Annotated in this window: 12 protein-coding genes; all 12 read right to left on the reverse strand. The window is 46.5% G+C overall.

The annotated features are described in order from the left end of the window. Positions 1-72 precede the first annotated feature (72 nt). Positions 73-1,530 (reverse strand): sigma-54-dependent transcriptional regulator, encoded by a 1,458-nt coding sequence (locus H5336_RS02980; protein WP_185231277.1) that lies wholly within the window; start codon positions 1,528-1,530, stop codon positions 73-75. A gap of 24 nt (positions 1,531-1,554) precedes the next feature. Next, complete coding sequence (locus H5336_RS02985; RefSeq protein ID WP_246439009.1) at positions 1,555-2,775, reverse strand: sensor histidine kinase; 1,221 nt, start codon at positions 2,773-2,775, stop codon at positions 1,555-1,557. A 190-nt stretch (positions 2,776-2,965) separates the two neighbouring features. Further along, a complete protein-coding gene (locus tag H5336_RS02990) occupies positions 2,966-4,066 on the reverse strand; it encodes a phosphoribosylaminoimidazolesuccinocarboxamide synthase (protein WP_185231279.1) in 1,101 nt (366 codons plus the stop codon). A gap of 150 nt (positions 4,067-4,216) precedes the next feature. Next, positions 4,217-5,680 (reverse strand): sigma-54 dependent transcriptional regulator, encoded by a 1,464-nt coding sequence (locus H5336_RS02995; RefSeq protein ID WP_185231280.1) that lies wholly within the window; start codon positions 5,678-5,680, stop codon positions 4,217-4,219. A gap of 262 nt (positions 5,681-5,942) precedes the next feature. After that, positions 5,943-6,221, reverse strand: coding sequence for a hypothetical protein (locus H5336_RS03000; RefSeq protein ID WP_185231281.1), 279 nt, complete (start codon positions 6,219-6,221; stop codon positions 5,943-5,945). Positions 6,222-6,407: 186 nt separating this feature from the next. Continuing rightward, a complete protein-coding gene (fliS, locus tag H5336_RS03005) occupies positions 6,408-6,794 on the reverse strand; it encodes a flagellar export chaperone FliS (RefSeq protein WP_185231282.1) in 387 nt (128 codons plus the stop codon). Positions 6,795-7,052: 258 nt separating this feature from the next. Continuing rightward, on the reverse strand, positions 7,053-7,430 hold the full coding sequence (gene fliS / locus H5336_RS03010) for a flagellar export chaperone FliS (RefSeq protein WP_185231283.1): 378 nt from the start codon (positions 7,428-7,430) through the stop codon (positions 7,053-7,055). 532 nt (positions 7,431-7,962) lie between these two features. Next, positions 7,963-10,050 carry a flagellar filament capping protein FliD gene (gene fliD / locus H5336_RS03015; protein ID WP_185231284.1) on the reverse strand — a complete coding sequence of 696 codons (2,088 nt, stop codon included), beginning with the start codon at positions 10,048-10,050 and terminating at the stop codon, positions 7,963-7,965. Positions 10,051-10,236: 186 nt separating this feature from the next. After that, the gene (locus H5336_RS03020; protein ID WP_185231285.1) at positions 10,237-10,629 is read right to left on the reverse strand and encodes a flagellar protein FlaG; all 393 of its coding nucleotides are present in this window, start codon (positions 10,627-10,629) and stop codon (positions 10,237-10,239) included. Between the two features lie 86 nt (positions 10,630-10,715). Next, on the reverse strand, positions 10,716-12,512 hold the full coding sequence (locus H5336_RS03025) for a flagellin N-terminal helical domain-containing protein (protein ID WP_185231286.1): 1,797 nt from the start codon (positions 12,510-12,512) through the stop codon (positions 10,716-10,718). Positions 12,513-12,898: 386 nt separating this feature from the next. Then, the gene (locus tag H5336_RS03030) at positions 12,899-14,644 is read right to left on the reverse strand and encodes a flagellin N-terminal helical domain-containing protein (protein WP_185231287.1); all 1,746 of its coding nucleotides are present in this window, start codon (positions 14,642-14,644) and stop codon (positions 12,899-12,901) included. Between the two features lie 516 nt (positions 14,645-15,160). Further along, complete coding sequence (gene flgL / locus H5336_RS03035) at positions 15,161-16,762, reverse strand: flagellar hook-associated protein FlgL (protein WP_185231288.1); 1,602 nt, start codon at positions 16,760-16,762, stop codon at positions 15,161-15,163. Between the last annotated feature and the right edge of the window lie 113 nt (positions 16,763-16,875).

Consider the following 16,875-nt stretch of genomic DNA (forward strand, 5'->3'; position numbering starts at 1 on the left):
TTTATTTTGAAATGTTTTTTTACCGTCTATTAGGAATAAAATGGGTACATTAGATTTTTATGTCTTTCCGCTCTAAAAGGCGGCGGCCTCGAGCGAGTACCCCTCATCCCGTAGTCTCGCCAACTTGTAACGCAGCGTTCTCGGGCTAATACCCAAACGTTCTGCGGTCTGTTTCTTACTGCCTTTTTCTTGTCGTAGTGTTTGCAAAATAATTTCAAACTCACGTTTCATAAGATCTTTGTCAAGACGTGCAGAATCGTCTACTTGCTCGACTACCGCATGTTCAAACACACCCTCCGGAAGGGCCTCAGAAGCCGCCCGCAAAACAGTATTTTTGGTGTGCTCGGCGACCGCCTGGAAAAGCGAGGGCTTCTCACTATAGGCTGCAGTTTCCGCCAACCCAAGGTCGGCTGTGCGCAGGGTGTTACCAGGCTGTAGAATGAGTGCACGCTGCATAACATTGTCTAGCTCTCGTACATTACCCGGCCAGCTATAATCCTGCAAAAAATCTTTGGCATCCCCCGAAAGGCTGACGCCATTTCGATGTTGTTTAGCCGCATGACTCGCCAGTAAAGATTCCGCCAGCGGAATAATATCTTCTCTTCTATCACGCAACGGTGCCCACTGTAATGGCAGTACACTTAAGCGAAAATAGAGGTCTTCACGAAACTTTCCTTCCGCTACCAATAAACGCATATCCCGGTTAGATGTTGCAATAACACGTACATCCAAGCGTATGTTTTTTCGCCCCCCCAACCGCTCTACTTCACGCTCCTGCAGTACACGCAGTAGTTTTGCCTGTAAACCAAGGTCCATTTCAGAAATTTCGTCCAATAAAATGGTGCCACCATTGGCCTGCTCAAACTTCCCTGGCGATGACTGGTAGGCACCGGTGTAGGCGCCTTTCTCATGACCAAACAACATAGCTTCGAGCATGTTTTCTGGAATCGCGGCGCAGTTTAAAGCCACAAAGGGCATTTCCCTGCGGGGCGATTTTTCGTGAATATATTTTGCTAACACTTCTTTACCTGTGCCCGATTCGCCAACAACTAAAACCGTGGAATCCGATTCTGCCACCCGACAGGCCAGCTGTAACAATTGCCGGCTAACTTGAGCAATGGCAATAGGCTCGTTGGACTGATGTGTACCATGACCGACATACTTGCCAATGGTTTCCATCAGTATTTTTGCTTCAAACGGTTTTACTAAGTAGTCCACAGCACCATTCCGCATAGCCTCAACAGAATCGCTGATGCTTGCATAAGCTGTTACCAATAGAACTGGAATTTGTGGGAAATCTTTTTTAACCTGCATCAATAGATCATGTCCACTCATCTTCCCCATGTTGACATCAGATATAATCAAGTCGAAATGCTGGGTCTCCTCAAGACGCATAAGCGCCTGTTCCGCGGAGTCGGCCTCAACAATATCGAACCCGTTTAACTGCAGCGTATCAACCAGCGCTTCGCGAAGATTTTTATCGTCCTCTACAACCAAAATTTGGCAGGCGTGAGAGCTATTGCTGGACATACTATTCTCCAATCTTCAGTTAATTCAGGTGGCATGAAAGGGAATTAAGATATTCGCTAAAACCCCCCTCCCCTTCTTGGAATTCAATTTAAATTCACCTCCATGAGCTTTGACCACCTGCTGTACAACGGCCAATCCAAGCCCTGTACCCTGTGCTTTTGTGGTGGTAAATATTTCGTAGCCTGCACTCAAAACTTCTTCAGCCATTCCTGGTCCGTTGTCTTGAATACTGATTCTCACGTACTCCGGTGTAAGAGTAGTAACATCAAAATCGAGGGTAAGAATGGCCCCTCCGTCTATCGCCTGTATACCATTATTGACCAAATTCATTAATGCGCTGATGAGTGCTTCCCTATTACATTTGATCGTACGAGCACCCACAGTATTGCTCCAATGGCACTGACTACCGGAAGACGATATGGCCACTTCCGCCGCTTCCCGCAAGCCTTTTTCTAAATCAGCTACGGTAATCACATCATTCAATGGAAGTTCACTTTTAACAAATAACAGCATGTCACGTACCTGTCGTTCCATATGCTGTAATCGGCCAAAAAGCTTTTTTGAGAAATCGCTTCGTTTTTCCACTGTTAAGCTGGAATGACACAGGTGATCGGCATACAGAATAGCTGCCGAGAGCGGCGTTCGAATTTGGTGTGCCAGAGCTGAAACCATTTTCCCCATGGCTGACAACTTGTCGGTTCGACTTACCTGCTGCTGTAGTGCGCGCGTTTCGGTTAAATCGGTGAGCAAAATAATTTGGCCGCCTCCCTGTGTGCCACTGCGCTCACTCATATCCAGAGAGCTGGTCGCCACACTTAAGCGTCGCCCCGAACGCGTTGATACTTCTAGGCCATCGTCGTTACGCGGCGCAAAGCATTCACCGATGACTTCACGCCACAGGCGGCCATTTAGGGCTGTAGCCAGTAATCGGTGCGCAGCCGGGTTGGCTTCGGCAATACGACCGCGAGCATCCAGAACAATCACGCCACCGGGCAGAACGTCCAGTAACACAGCCATTCGCTGCGCCAATTGCTGTTTTTTATGGTGTTCGTCATCTTTCTCTGCCGAGACCTGATCCAGTTCAAGGGTTAGCTGGCCGACTTTCTTTTCCAGTACACGATAAGAGGTCGCCAGTTGCTGAGATGTCTCATTAAAAAACTCAAACGCTGCTGCCAGGCTCTCTTGCTTTTGAGCAAAAGAATCAGGGGTTTCGGACGGCTCTAATAACGATGGTGAAGCAGACAACAAGCTAATCTCCCGGCAGTAATATGTCGCACCAGAGGGTGTTAATAGCTGTAGTGCAAACCTAATGCCAGAAGAATTAATCCTTTTAAATCAAGGTGTTATTCTGTTCTTTGTGGGGGCTAGTGCAGATTCGTCAGGGAATTGACGAAGAACCGCGGGCCGAGCGGCCCGCGAGGAACGAACAATGTACTTAGACAATAAGGTTGTACTGCTGCAAAACATCGATGATCTCTGCCCGAGGGTTCTCTGAGAGCGCTAGCTTTTGCCCTGTAATTTTTTCGGCTATCCCTGTGTACGTAGCCGATACCTGCATGAGTACTTTTTCTGACAACGCATTATTTTTAGCCAATTCGCTGCGCTCGGCCATGCGATCTTTATTGAGCAGAATATCGGGATCTGGAAAGTGGTTCAGTAACAGCTGACGGAACTCTTCTTTAGACTTTTCAATCACCTTACCGTCGCGATAATGGGGCCCATCCCATATTCGGGAGGAATCCGGTGTTCCCACTTCGTCCATATAAATTAATTCTTCTTCACCCTTATCGTTGGTGACATAACCGAATTCAAACTTGGTATCGACAAAAATTTGGTCAAGCTTAGCCAGCTCCTCGGTTATGACATCGAAGCCTTCTTTTAATAGCTTTTCGTACTCATCGATATCCGTCGGACTCCGAAAATTAAAGGCCTGATAATTCTGTTCAATGTCGCTACGGGTAATATTGACATCATCCACTTCCGGTACGCCGGGAATGCCTTGGAGAATGCCTTTAGTAGAGGGCGTAATCAGTAACTCGGACAGTTTTTGATCTTTCTGCAGGCCTTCTGGAATCTGAATACCGCAAAATTCACGCTCTCCTTTAGTATAAGAGCGCCACATTGATCCGGTAATATACTGTCGGCAAATGGCTTCAATCATCACCGGTTTGGCTTTCTGCACAATCCATACAAACGGGTGTGGAATATCGAGAATATGACTGTTTGCCAAGCCTTTTTCACGGAACAAACGAAACCAGTGATTTGATATAGCATTGAGTGATGCCCCTTTACCCGGAACACCGTTCATACCGCCTTCACCATGCCAAATACAGTCGAAAGCCGAAATACGATCACTAATAACCATGATCGCCAGCGGTGCATCGGCGGCCACTTTATAACCGCGCTCCTGAATAAGGCGCTTACTATCAGCTTCAGTTAGCCAATATACGGAACGGACTTTTCCACTATGGACGGGTTGATCGGTACGAATGGGCAGATCGTTATTAACGGAAAGAACGCGGTCTGCAAGGCTCATAATGATTCTCGCTCAAATACTCTTAAATTGATTAGGGATATTCGCTAGGTGAGGGAACCTAGCGAGAAGGGGCAGATAATAGCAAAAAAATGACGGAAGGGTCTAAGGCCACCCGACTAGTTTTTATGATCGGTAGGACGCTAAGGGGAGTTAGCCTCGCTGTAACCCATACTTGCGCATTTTTTCAACAAGTGTAGTACGACGAATGGTCAATTGTTCAGCAGCGCGGGCCACAACACCACCGGTATTATCCAAAGCTTGTTGAATAAGGCTTTGTTCCAAGCCTGCAATATACTCTTTCAGGTCTATACCGTTTTCGGGCAAAAGTGCAATATCACCCTCCCCCACAACGGTCGGTTTGCGAGGCTCCTCAGCAGCCATTCGCTCAAACTCTTCTTCTGGCTCCTCTTCTACGTGACGATAACGCGGGGGAAGGTCCTGCACGCCGACTATGCCATAGGGGTGAATAATCGCCATACGCTCAACAAGGTTTGCCAGCTCACGGACATTACCCGGCCACGCATGATGGCAAAGCGATAAAATGGCACTGGAATTAAAACGTACAGAACCTCGTTTCTCGTTTTCTAAGCGCGCCGTTAGCTCACTCACAAGCAGCGGAATATCCTCACCCCTGTCGCGTAACGATGGCACCCCAATAGGAAAAACATTCAAACGGTAGTAAAGATCTTCTCGAAACTTGCCTTCGGCAATCATTTCTTCGAGATTACGGTGGGTAGCGGCAATAATTCTGACATTGGTTTTGTATGTTTTATTGCCGCCCACACGCTCGAACGAACGCTCTTGCAAAACGCGCAATATTTTAACCTGCATGTGCAGCGGCATATCACCAATTTCATCGAGAAACAGCGTACCACCTTCAGCCATTTCAAAACGGCCAGCCCGCGAGCTGATGGCCCCCGTAAACGCACCCTTTTCATGCCCAAACAATTCACTCTCTAATAACTCGGCAGGAATCGCTCCGCAATTAACGGGGACAAACGGTTTGTCTCGCCGCGATGAATGGAAATGCAGGTTTCGAGCAACCACCTCTTTTCCCGTACCGGACTCACCCTCGACTAACACAGTGACTTCTTTATCTGCCACCTGAGACATCATAGAACGCACATTTTGAATGTCTCGACTGGTCCCGACTAAGCTTCGAAATAAATGCGCTGGCCGCTCGTCTTTGTCACCTTTCACTCGCTGCTGCGCTTCGTTGTAGCGCTGAGCTCGGTGAATAATATTGAGCATATCGGTGTAATTGGCGGGAAGGTCTAAATGATGAATGACCATGTGCCTAAGGTACGGATCCCAGTCTTCCGAGACTTGTTGCTCATCGCCAATGACCACCACGGGGGATAAATCGCAAAACTGACGAATATCCTCAAGCTGCGACTTTAAAGGTTGGCGCGCCCCGCTAGTACCAAGGAAAAACATACCAATATCTTTGCCGTTCTCCAAACTGACTGAGCCTTTACCTCGCCCCCTAATACTGTGCCAATCTGCATGGGAAATAATGCGCGTATTTTCGCCTAAAAAATCGAACACAACGTTCAAATCATGGCGCACATTTTCATCGTCCTCGATGACCAGTATTTCTTTCTCGTAAATCATTAGAGTCTTCCATTATTACTTCATTCCCAACCTGGGTATCTTTCATCAACAAAAAAGAAAATTCAAAGTATTGTATTTTATGCGGTTATTAAGCCAATTTTATACTTCGTCTGATTTTTGACTTGAAGAACTTCCCGACGCTGATGTTGATAAGTAATAGTCAACAAAATGCCGAGGGTCAAATTTCTGTCGGGGGATATGATCGAATGATCTAAAGAAACGAAAACGCTGAGTTTCCGGTAAGTAGCCGGTTATCTTACACTCACTCGGGGTGCGATAAATGACCAATACCTGTCAATGAAATGTCTCCAGCCTGCTCTGGTAGTGTGCACACAATATTCGCATACAGGTGTAAAACGCGCTCCAACTCTGACACCAATTCGGATGTGTCGCGATTATCATCATCAAAGGCGCGATTGAGGCAATCCCCAAGAACTTGATCCCACTTGCGAACACCCGGCCAGTCATTACTGTTAAACGCCTTTTCAAGCGAGTGGCGTGCACGTACCAAGGAAAAATGACTGGTAGAGATTACAGACATAGGTCACCCAAAGCAGCTATTAAAAACGTCCCGTACTAACTCCTACCGGAGCAGGACATATATAATAATAGCGGCCCTAAGCGAAATTTCTTTAGAGTTTTGGCGTTATCTACACGAATAAAGTTTGTCTATTATCGACCAAGCAATCGCTGTTCTAGGTCTGCTCGGTATCACCTAACAATTTGCCTAAGCGCAGCTTTTATCTTCGGCAATGGCTTCCCAGCCTTCGCGAACATTCGCAATAAGTTTACCGACTTCAGTTAATGCAAGCATTTCTTCTGCATCGGTACAACTTGCCAAACGGTCTTCCATATACGCGTACAACTTGTCTAAATTAACCGCAATAGAGCCGCCGGCGCCTAAATCTAAAGATTGACGCAGTCCGTTAATGATACCAATGAGCTTCGCAATAAGAACCGACTTATCCGTTTCATTCCCGTCTCGCACACACGCTTTCGCCTGTGAAACGCGCTCCAGCGCTCCCGACAGAAGTAGGGAAATGACTTCATGAGAAGAGAGGCTGTCTGCTTTCTCCTCCATTATTTTTGCAGCTTGGGTTGGGGCCACAGACATGGCAACCTCCTTTAAATAAAGTGACAGCGGCAGAAAAGTGCCGCTTTTAATCGTTCAAGGGAGGTAATGCAGGTTAAATGCCAAAAAGCCATTATAGGCGTTTCTCCGCATGTGGCCTGCTGGGGCCCAGAGAACCTCGCCAGCATCACAGGAGCACGGCTAAGCCTTGCTAGGAGGCATAGAAAGAAGCTCAACGAACGTAACGCAGCGCAGCGCAAGCCGCTCAACCGTGTTCCACGAACCATGTAGCGATTTTTGTTAACCGATTTGTTTCCAGGTATCCCGCATTTGAGCAAGCAATGTCCACGCTTCATCGAGCGATGCCGTATTCGCATCTCGGTGAGCCTGGGCTAGGATGGATTGTAAGTAAACATAGAGGCCATCTAGGTTTTCGGCAATATCACCACCTTTTTCGCTGTCTAGGCTGGTGCGAAGTCCACCCAATATCGCTATAGCGGCGTTAATTTTTTTACCCCGCAATTCGATATTTTTATACTCAATGGCACCTTTAGCCTGGGCAATTCTATCCAAAGCCCCTTCGTACAGCATATCAATAAGTTTATGCGGCGAAGCGACTTCCACACTGGCTTGACGGTGGACATTTACATATGAATCAACTGCAAATTGGGTATTCACGGTAACCTCACGAATTAGATACGTCTAATTAGGGTATCGACCAGTTTGGCAGATTCCTTAGCGGTCACGATAATAATTATTCAGCATACATTTCCCATTTTAGATCACAAAAAGGTAACCATGCGGCTAACAATTGCAGGGTTACCGAATTCTATTTGGCGCCAAATTTTTAGGTTGATCGTTGAACCGCTACTCTAAATCGACCTCTAAAAGCTTTGCATTAGTTTTGCCGATGACTACACGCCGCCGTTATACCAACTAAGGTTAGTCATACTTCTGAACATACAATATCAAGCACCGGCCTTACTTCATAATCCAGTAACCATTAAACTTATACCGTTTTCTATTGGGCCATCGATCCATCATTAGGTGTCGAATATTTTCGCATGTTCGCGGCCGAAATCGCCAATTTAAATTACACATCGGTCAACCGTTTTATTGTGCATTGAAACCCCATTACGGAATGGCTTACCTTAGTGCGTACCTACAATTTTGATGGCTAAGGTAATATCTGCCGTCCATATTGTTTTAATTAATCATTGCGGGCGGTAAAGGGCAAGGTATCAATCAGGCTCTCTAGAAAAGAGCCAGACGTATTAAGGCTGGCAAGTATGCGCTCCATCGAGATAAACTGATTAATCAAGCGTTCCTCGTAAGAAGACATACGGCGATCCAATTTTTCCTGATCATCATCCAGCTTTTCCAAGCTTTTTTCTAAGCTGGTTTCTCGAGTAGCGATTAATCCGTTGCTACCTAGAAACTCGCCCAATAGTGCATCCAATTCGCCGGCAAACCCACGGGAAAAATTTACCGTTGCGGTTGTCGCCGATTCGCCAATGACAAGCGCCAAACCTTCACCCGGCTGCCCGAGCGCTGGCAGTAACACATTAGAAGAGCCAAACCCTGCCGTACCATTTACTGTACCCGCCGTCGTAGTTCCCTGAGTGCCGGTTGCTACCGCAAGCCCGAGGTCTGTTTCGATATCCGTATGGGCGGTTAGGATCGAAATCTGTGAAGAGGAACCGTACTTATTGGAAACAATATCAAATCGATTGTTATCTGAATCGTAGGCGACGGTTACCGATGAACCGTCATCTGAGACATTGCTATCGGTATTTATCGCAGCCTGAATGGCGGCTGCCATGGCATCGTGGTCTGCATAGACCGCCTCTGCAAGGCTAATAGTATCGGTTGCCGTACCGTTTACCTCAAGGGTAAATTCATAGACTTGGCCCGTTGTGTCAAAGTTAGGGAACGCCGTTATTCCACCAAGCGTACCCCCTGTGTAAGCACCCCGTGAAGGCGTAGTAGTAGCGGTAATTTCGTATTCACCGGCGGCGGTATTGTCGTTATAACTATTAATGTAAATACCGTTGTCACTGGTTGCCGTGTGCGGTGCGAACAGTTTTTGAATATCTTCAAAGTGTTCGTCAAAGGCTTTGTCAAATGTTTCGTTATCGATACTCATGGTGCCATCCAGCTCTGTACGAATACCGATGGCGCCCATAGAGGTAAAACTAGAATCTGCAAGGCCTGGAATGGCGCTGCTAATTACCGTTTTAATTTGGGACAACATGGATTTCGCCAACGCATCGTTCGCCAGTGAGCCAATCACTTTTTCCTTATCGCCATCTTCATCTTCCCGTTCGGTTGTGCCCGTAGCGGGTGTAATGGCTTCAAGAAAAATATTGTAGGCTTCAACAAAATCACGAATATTCTGTTCGGCGAAAGCTTTATCGTCAGTAATGGTGACCGTTATCGGGGTTCCAGGGTCGGACTCCAATACGTCGAGCTGTAGGCCCTCCACTATATCGTCAATAGTGTTGGATTCTCGGTATACGGTTAACCCATTAATGGTTAGCTCGGCATCCCGACCACCTTGCTGTTGTGTTAACTGCGAGGCCGTTTCATTGAATGTAAATCGACTTAAACCGGCACTGTCGTTATTTGAGGGCGAACCACCCGCTTCTACTACGGATATCTCTAACTCATTATTGCTACCGGATTCAGCGGTAATTTGCAGTACATAGCCATTTAAACCGTCGTTTACAATGCTGGCCTGTACCCCAACCTCCGCATCGTTTATCGCATCGCGTAAACCTTCAAGTGAATTATTGGTACTGTCGATGGTGATGTTGACTTCTTCAGCTTCGAGGTCCTGGCTAAAGCCATCGGTGGCGAGCATAGCGCCCAAGCCATCAGCCGTTGCATCCCCAAAACGAAAAGTCAGTACGCCCTCGCCTACGGCATCGCTAGGGTCACTAAATGAGGTAGATGTCAGTGATTGTGAACTGGCGACTTCTTCAACCGTAAAAGTATAAGTGCCGGCTTGAACGTCGGTATCTAGCTCTACCGGAACCAAAGCACTACTCTGCGTAAATGATGCCGATTTACTGAATAAACCTTCCGGTTCACTCAACACATTGGCGGCATCCTGGAGTATGGCCATTGCGTTACTAACTAGACCAAAATCAGAAATTTGTGTTTCGGCTTTATCCCGTTTGGTATCAATGCGGTTTTGTGGCGCCGCACGTTCAATCTCCGTTAATTGCTTGGTCAGATTGGCGGTATCAATACCAGAACCGGCACCGAGTGACTGGATAATATTGTTGTCGATCATATTACATCTCCAAAAACATCCAGCAGTTTTTTATTTCCTTATAAAAAATACCGCCGCTTAACGCTCTGCTTACAACCAAAATTACAGGGCTGAAATAGGCAGAAAAGACGCGTAGATTATCCACGCGTCTTCCCTATGCTTCCTCATTAACTGGCTAAGCCAGAAATGTGAATGTACTAGGTTACTTTATCCAAGCGTATTCACTAACCGTAACTCTCCATCTTCTTTCAAGTTGCGTGCCAATTCCAAAAATACTTCTTCTGGAATCTGTCGAATGAGTTCACCGGAACCACCATCGACCACTTTAATTACGGTTTTATCAAGCTCTTCGTCTACTGAAAACTGTAGATTCCTTTGAATGGATTGCACGTAATCGTTAATTGATGCAACCACCGATTCCAATTTCGGTTCCGACTTTTCCGGTGCTTTTGGCACCTCATCGGCGGAATTCTTAATCTGGTTCTCAGTAGGTTCCGGCAATTTCTTGCCGCCAGTATCCCGAGCTTCAACAGCCCCCTTTGATGAAGCCTGCACAGCCGCCTGAAGCGGTGCTGGTGCTGTATTTCGTACTTCAATCATGGGTTAATCCTCTTCTCTCTCTTAATCTCCCCGGCATTAAGTAAACTACCGGGGATTTAAGTGACCTGTGGGTTAAAACCTTTAGGTTACTGTAAGAGTGAAAGAACCTGTTGAGGCCGTGCATTCGCCTGCGCCAACATGGCTTGCGACGCCTGCTGCAGTACCTGTGCTCGGCTCAAGTTAGCGGTTTCTGACGCGAAATCAGCATCGACGATTCGAGACCGTGCAGCTGAGGTATTTTCAGATACGTTACCTAAGTTAGATACGGTGAAATCTAGACGGTTACTGATTGCACCGAGATCCGCACGAGTAGAGTTGATTTGCTCTAGGGCTGTATCGATAACATCAATGGCCTTTTGAGCACTTGCGGCACTATCGATTTTAATACCCGCAACTGAGCCAGCTCCTGAAGCGGCGTTTCTTTCCTGCAGACCGGTATCGGTGTAGATTGACGCCGCAGCATTCTCGCCATATTTAACGCTCACTTCTCCGCCTGAAGAGTTTGTAAGCTTTATTCCATCAATCGCTACACCTACAGCATCGGTGGCAACAGAAGCAACCACACCGGTTTGATCACTAATTTTATTAATGCCTGCAATCAAGGCTTCGCGCTGAGTTGTTGCATCAGCCCCCTGAGTTACTGCACCGACATCCGTGCCATTAATAATCAAATCGCCTTCGTTTAAATCAGTAGCGAAGGTGGTAATTGCAATACCTTGGACATTACCCTCATCATCACCAAAATCAACACCAAGAGCGGTGAACAAGGCTTGCGCAGTTGAAGCCGCGCTTCCATCACTACCTTCTATTTTCACACCCGCTTTATCTGCACTGGTATCCGTAAAAACTATACGGGCCTCACCGGTAGCGGTGTTGTCTGCTGCGGCAAAGCCTGCTGCATCAACGGCGGCAGTGCCCGAACCTGTTACCGCGATACTCTGGACACCTTCCTGGCTGAGTACCAACTTCCCACTATCATTCAAAGAGGCGGACACACCCGTTTCTGAGTTAATTTTGTCAACTAACTCACTCATATTGTTGGTTCCAGTAAGCACATAAACTGTGTCATTACCGGCCGCAGTATCTGAAGATTCAACCGTAATTGTTAATGAGTCGGTACCGGAAATAAGTTTGCCGTCACCTACGGTACTACCTTCCGTGGCCACCAAGATAGACGCTTCTGCACCCTTACCTTCCAAATCCGAATTAATGGTGGCTATAGCACTATCTAGACTCGCTGCTCCACTCAAATCCGAGATAGCTACGTCATTTACATATAAAGATGTGGCTACCACACTCGCGTTAGTAAACGCCTGCAATGCCGCTAAAGTACCACCTTCCGCAGATTCTCCAACAACATCTCCGGCGTTACCGCCTAAAGAATTCGTGTTAAATCCAGAAATATTAACAGAAATTGTCTGGTTCGCTTCCGAACCTACCTGTAGCGCTACCTCGCCTAAAGAACCGTCAAGTACCGTCTTACCGTTGAATGCCGTTGTTTCGGCAATACGATCAATTTCAGCTTTTAACTGTTGAACTTCCGCATCGAGAGTGGAGCGGTCCGTATCGGAATAAATTCCGTTGGCGGACTGAATAGACAATTCACGCATACGCTGAAGAATATTGGTGGTTTCGTCCAACGCACCTTCAGCCGTTTGAATAAGCGAAATACCGTCATTTGCGTTTCGAATTGCTTGGTCAAGACCACGAATCTGAGACGTTTGACGATTGGAAATTGCGAGGCCCGCGGCGTCATCTGCTGCGGAGTTAATGCGTTTACCGGATGCCAAACGCTCGCTGGCTTTATCCAAGTCGGCGCCGGACTGTAATAACTGACGCTGGGCGTTCAGTGAAGGAATATTACTGTTAACTACTAAAGGCATGATAAGCCTCCCATTCTAAAGTTAAAAATCGCCAGCGTCTTCGCCCGGCCATGAAAAACCAGATCACCAAAGATTGTACAACTTGGCGCTCATACTCAGGTTTTCGGCGAACCCTGGATAAACTTTAGTATGAATTTACTTCGAGTAACCAACCCCTATCACAAAGTGAAAAGACATTACATTTACAACAAAATCAAAGACATAAAAGATAATAACGACCGTAGTCTAACTACAATTTTTACAAAAAAATGCAATTAGGCCTCGCGTAAGATAGATCCTTTGGGAGCAAAAAATTTGCTGAAAGATAAAATAATTATATAAACATGTTGTTAGCACTACCGAAACCACTCGGTAGTGCTAACAATAGGAGATGATTGACGCGCCGGTTAGCCCTGCAATAGCTGCAGTACCTGCTGTGGTTGCGCGTTTGCTTGGGCAAGCATGGCCTGCGACGCCTGCTGCAATACCTGAGCCCTACTTAGCTGGGACGTCTCGGATGCGAAATCTGCATCGATGATACGTGATCTTGCCGCAGAGGTTTTTTCAGAAACGTTTGCTAGGTTGCTCATAGTAAAGTCGAGGCGATTGTTGATCGCACCTAATTCAGATCGTGTTGAGTTTATCTGCTCAAGTGCTACATCAATAACGTCAATAGCCTGTTGAGCGCCTTCTGCAGTATCAATCGCTATCCCTGCAACCGAGCCACTGCCGCTGAGCGCATTCCGCTCCAGCAACCCTGTAGCGTCTAAGACGTCTTGTGCCGTTGCGCCACCACCGTATTGAATCGATATTTCATTGCCTTTGGTCGAACGCATTCCGATGGTCGTCGCCGTTTCGGCGTAGGCAACAACCCCTGTTTGTTCGGAAATCGAGTTGATCGCAACGATTGCGGTATCGATGGTTGCCGCAGCGGCAGCTACACCGGTAAAGCTCGGAACATCAACACCGTTTATTTTTAAATCGCCTTTTTGAATGGTATTTGTCTCGCCAATACCTGCAACACCAATAATATTGCCTTCGGTATCCTGGGTATTAATACCTAGCGCCTGTACATCGGCCGTGGCGGCATCGGTAAGGAAATTAACACCGTTACTTTCGGAGCTTGTATCGGTAAACACCAACGCAAAAAAGATATCCGTCGCTAGCTGGCCTGCACCCAAGCCTGTGGCCCCAGAGGCATCCGTAATGTTAACGCTTTCTGAATTTTCTGCGGAAAGTATTAGTTTTCCTTCGTCGTTAATTTTTGCGTCAATGATGGTGTCTGAATTAATCATTTCCGCCAACTCAGAAAGATTACTCGTACCAGACAATATATATGACTGGGCATTTCCGTCTGCATCCGTCAGAACAATATCAACTGTATCGGTACCGGCGAGCACGCCACTACCTGCCGCATCGGCTTCAACAGAAATCAAGGTAGAAGCTTCTGCTCCTTTGCCATCCAAATCGGCATTGATGATAGCCAAGGCATCGTTAACCGTACTACCGGCTGCTGTAATACCCGCAAGGGTGCTGAGCGTTATATCATTTACCGTTATGCTGTTTGTCGCAGTGCCATCAAATGCTGTAAGAGAATCCAAACCAGCGAGTGTAACTTCACCAACAATATCACCAGAGGTTCCCCCCAAAGAGGAGGTACTAAAACCTTGAATCTCTAAATCGATGGTTTGGTAAGCCTCAGAACCTACCTGTAGTGCCACGTCGCTTAAACTACCATCCAACAATGGCTGACCGTTGAAGGTTGTGGACTGCGCAATGCGGTCAACCTCCTGCTTAAGCTGCTGCGCTTCAGCATCCAGTGTTGAACGGTCTAGATCTGAGTAAATTCCGTTCGCGGACTGGATTGATAGTTCGCGTATGCGCTGTAAAATATTGGTGACCTCATCGAGCGCACCTTCGGCCGTCTGAATCAATGACACACCGTCATTGGCATTGCGGATAGCCTGGTCGAGCCCTCGGATCTGCGATGTCTGCCGGTTGGAAATAGCGAGACCTGCGGCATCGTCACGCGCCGTATTAACGCGCTTGCCCGATGCCAAACGCTCCATCGCCTGCGCCATATCACTTCCGGATTTTACAAGTTGCCTTTGAGCATTTAACGCGGCAACGTTTGTGTTAATAACTAAAGGCATAACTCTTCTCCTGTAAAATATATCACCAGCTGCCCCAATAATGTTGGACGCTGCAATTCAATCTGACTGTCGACTTTCTGCAACAGCAGCGGAATACACTTTAGGATTTGCAACGCTTGTGCCAAGTGCAAAAAACAGGCTTATTTGGCTATTTTTGTGCCGTTTTTGTACAGAAGCGGCAATTATTGTCGGCAAATAGGAAGAACAATTGCCGCTTATAATCCACACACCCTACATGTTGAACACAAAACAACATGAACACCTAGAAATCGGTTGTCACTATAGATTTTAATTTTATTGTGCTCGAAAAAATGATGCATGAAACCTAAATTTTTTATACAACAGCATTACTTATCAGGGTTACACAATAAAACCTCAAAAAATAGACGCCGAAACCCTTCATATAAGCACCTGAATACTTTTATTATCTATTCAGGTTTATAACGTTAAAATATTCTGAGGTTGTAGAAATAGATTTTGAGTTGTGGAGATGTGTTTAAATCTGTGAAAATAGGTTTAGAGCTGTGAAAATAGGTTTAGCTGACTTACACGAATAAAAGACGATTGCGCCGCTTGCAGCACCATGGTTTGGGCGGATAGCCGCGTGGCGGCTTCCGCATAATCGACATCACGCAGCTCCGCTAACACGTCCTTCATCACCAGCTCAGAATCAAGATGAAGGTCTCTCGTGCTCTCGAGCGTATTAAAGCGAGCACCCAACTTTGAGGTAATATCCAATATACTGGTTTGCGAATTTTTCAGGTTTAAAATACTTGTTGCTATAATTTCTTCTAAGCGTTCTCGGCTTTCAGCGCTACCATCGTAATCTTTCATTCCCTCGCTGAATCGAGCCATGGTGGTCAACACATCTTGCTTATTAGATGAGTCAATAAACAAACGATCACCCGGTGTCTCCCTTACACCATCGTTAGATGTTGAACCTGCAAGAGAATTAATACCCATAACGGAATCAACATTACCCGACCCACTAGCGATGGAAAAATTAATACCACTAGCGCTACTGAAACCCGTATTGTCGACTGTTATACCTAAAGCCGCTAACTTGGCCGCGTTTCCATTTACACCACTATTTAAGATCGCAGCCAAATCGGTAGTATTAGTCACATTACCGTCGAGCACCATGGTCTCAGTACGCCCACCAACACGAAGGGTAAACGTCTCATCAGCAGGTGGCGTAAAATCAAATGGGAATACAACCGGCCCGTCGATACCGAATGGCCGAGTCGCTGTAACGGAAGGGTCTCCCGAAACTGGCTGCCCGGTTATTCGAAAACTCACACCGCTTACTTCTATGTTGGAACCAGCCGAATAGGGTTGATTCGCCGTTATTATGCGGCCGGTGGAGCGCTCACTGACGGTATAGTTTTTCCCCGCCGGAACAACAGCATTGTCGGCATTAAAGGTAACCACCATATCTTCAGGGTAAAAGGTATCAAATAACTCTTGGTCCACTACCTGGCCAACCGATATACCGGCCGGCGGGTCTGATTTGTTAGCCGGGCTGGCATAACTGTGCACGGTATTGTGAGCACTTTCTATATTTACAAAAATCTCTTTGCCCGAATCACTCGAAGCGATAGTCGTATTATTCGATATTTTGATAAATTGTTGGCCATCATCACCAGCGTAGGTAAAGCCGCTTGCCGCGGTTCCTGAAAACGGCTCGCCCCTACTTTTGTAGCCGCCAAAAATGTAATCTCCATTAGCATTCTGACTATTCAGCAAGTTTCTCAGTTCATCTAGTCGCGCATCCACTTCACTGGACAGTGCTCGATACTCATTGGTACTGAGTGTTGCCGTGTTACCCGCCTGCACGGCCAACTCTTGAATGCGCTGTAGTAGATTGCCGACACTCTTGAGATTAGATTCCTCTAGAACCAAATTATTTTCCGCGATATCGATATTCCTTCGATATTGGGAAATATTAGCGATATCGTTGGTTAACTGCATAATCTTCGTGGATGCCACGGGATCATCTGAGGGGTTCAATACCCTCACCCCACTCGACAGTTGTGCTTGCGTATGAATCATAGATTCATTTGCGTCGGCAATACCTTTATTGGCGATATTAAATATTTGCAGTGACGAAATACGCATGATTTCTTTGTTATCTCAATTGCGGATCAATTCATATCTTTTATTTGCGAAAAACGTGCCTAAATTTTCACATCACTTTGCCGTTATTGACAATAACTAACCCACCACTTAGT

The sequence above is a fragment of the Teredinibacter franksiae genome, from assembly GCF_014218805.1.
Classification (GTDB): Bacteria; Pseudomonadota; Gammaproteobacteria; order Pseudomonadales; family Cellvibrionaceae; genus Teredinibacter; species Teredinibacter franksiae.